Source organism: Actinoplanes sp. NPDC048791, assembly GCF_040650095.1.
In the GTDB taxonomy this organism is placed as follows: domain Bacteria; phylum Actinomycetota; class Actinomycetes; order Mycobacteriales; family Micromonosporaceae; genus Actinoplanes.
In genome coordinates, this window is sequence record NZ_JBEZGQ010001369.1 from 1 (window position 1) to 1847 (window position 1847).

A 1847-nucleotide genomic window follows, 5' to 3' on the forward strand; every position below is an offset into this window, starting at 1 on the left:
CCGGCCCGCGCCGCCCCGGCGGCCCCGGGCAGGGCCGGCGTTGTGCGGCCGGTCGGCACTGTGCCGGCGCTGCTCCTGCGGCCGCTCGGCCCGATGGTCCTCGGTCATGCTGTGCCTGTCTTTCGCATGCTCTCCTGGCCCTCGCCGTCGCGGCCGCGGGCCGCCCAGGGTGGGCGTGGCTCGGTGCAATCGATCATGCGAGGGTCTCCCCCGGGTTGAGGCGCAGGCCACGCGCCCAGTCGGAGGCCGACATCGGCTTCTTTCCCGCGGCCCGGACCTCGCCCAGGACCACCGGGGTGGTCGCCGTGCCCACCAACACCTGGGTGCGCTCGACGAGCAGCTCCCCCGGGGCCAGCGGGGCGGCGTTGGCGACCGGGCGCACCGGCCCGAGCTTGAGCCGCTCGTCGCGCAGGGTGGTCCAGGCGCCCGGCGCCGGGGTGCAGGCGCGGATGCGCCGGTCGACGGCGAACGCCGGGTCGCTCCAGCGGACCCGGGCGTCCTCGACGGTGATCTTCGGAGCCATCGACACGCCGTCGGCGGGCTGCGGGTGCGCCCGGGCGGTGCCGGCCTCGATCGCGTCCAGGACGGCGACCAGCAGGCCGGCGCCCTCGGTGGCCAGCCGGGTGAGCAGGTCACCGGAGGTGTCGGTGGGCCGGATCTGCTCGGTCAGCGTGCCGTAGACCGGGCCGGTGTCCATCCCGGCCTCGAGCTCGAACACGCTCGCACCGGTGACCTCGTCGCCGTGCAGGACGGCGTGCTGCACCGGCGCCGCGCCGCGCCACGCGGGCAGCAGCGAGAAGTGCAGGTTGACCCAGCCGTGCTTGGGGATCTCCAGGGCGCTGGGCGGCACCAGCGCGCCGTACGCGACCACGGGCACGCAGTCCGGGGCGAGCTCGCGCAGCCGTTCGAGGAACTCCGGCTCGCGGGGGCGCTGCGGGGTGAGCACCTCGATGCCGCGCTCGTCGGCCCAGGCGCCGGCCGGTGAGCGCACCAGGCGGCGGCCGCGGCCGGCCGGGGCGTCGGGACGGGTGACGACGGCGACGATCTCGTGGCTGGAGGCGGCCAGGGCGTCGAGCGACGGCAGGGTCACCTCGGGGGTGCCGGCGAAGATCAGGCGCACCGGGTCACCGCCCCAGGCCGAAGATGCCGTGCGGGTTGACCTTGACCTTCGGCGGGGCACCGGCGTCGTACCACTCGGCGGCACGGATCTGCTTCATCGCGTCCTTACGTGCGGCGGCGTCCAGCCGGTCCAGGAAGAGCACCCCGTCGAGGTGGTCGGTCTCGTGCTGCACGCAGCGCGCCATCAGGCCGGTGCCGACCAGCTGCAACGGGTCGCCGTGCTCGGTGAAACCCTGGGCGACGACGTGCTGGCGACGCTTGGTGTCGACGTACACGCCCGGGATGGACAGGCAGCCCTCCGGGCCGTCCTGCTCCTCCTCGTCGGGGAACGACAGCACGGGGTTGACGATGTGGCCGGTCACGTCGTCGACGTGGAAGGTGAACACCCGCAGACCCACGCCGAGCTGGGGTGCGGCCAGGCCGGCGCCGCCCTCGTCCTGCATCGTCTCGGTGAGATCCCGGACGAGCCGGCGCAGTTCCTTGTCGAAGTCGACCACGGCGTCGGCCGGCGTACGCAGCACCGGGTCGCCGAACAGACGGATGGGCTGGACGGTCACGCGGGTGCCACTCCTGACTGCTCACAAGCATTGCTGATCGCACCTAGTCTACGGAGCCCGGCCGGACGCCCGGCGTCGCCCAGCCGCGCAGGGTGAGCCGGTCCCACCGGACAGGCGGCGCGGCGGCGGCCGGCTCCGCCTCCAGCACCGCGGTGAGCGCCTCGGCCGGCC

2 protein-coding genes are annotated in these 1847 nt (G+C 74.8%); both read right to left on the minus strand.

The window, feature by feature from the left end; translation table 11 throughout:
* Positions 1-193: 193 nt before the first annotated feature.
* The gene (gene fmt, locus AB0C29_RS46395) at positions 194-1120 is read right to left on the minus strand and encodes a methionyl-tRNA formyltransferase (protein ID WP_360834493.1); all 927 of its coding nucleotides are present in this window, start codon (positions 1118-1120) and stop codon (positions 194-196) included.
* A 4-nt stretch (positions 1121-1124) separates the two neighbouring features.
* The gene (gene def / locus AB0C29_RS46400) at positions 1125-1676 is read right to left on the minus strand and encodes a peptide deformylase (protein ID WP_360834495.1); all 552 of its coding nucleotides are present in this window, start codon (positions 1674-1676) and stop codon (positions 1125-1127) included.
* Positions 1677-1847 lie beyond the last annotated feature (171 nt).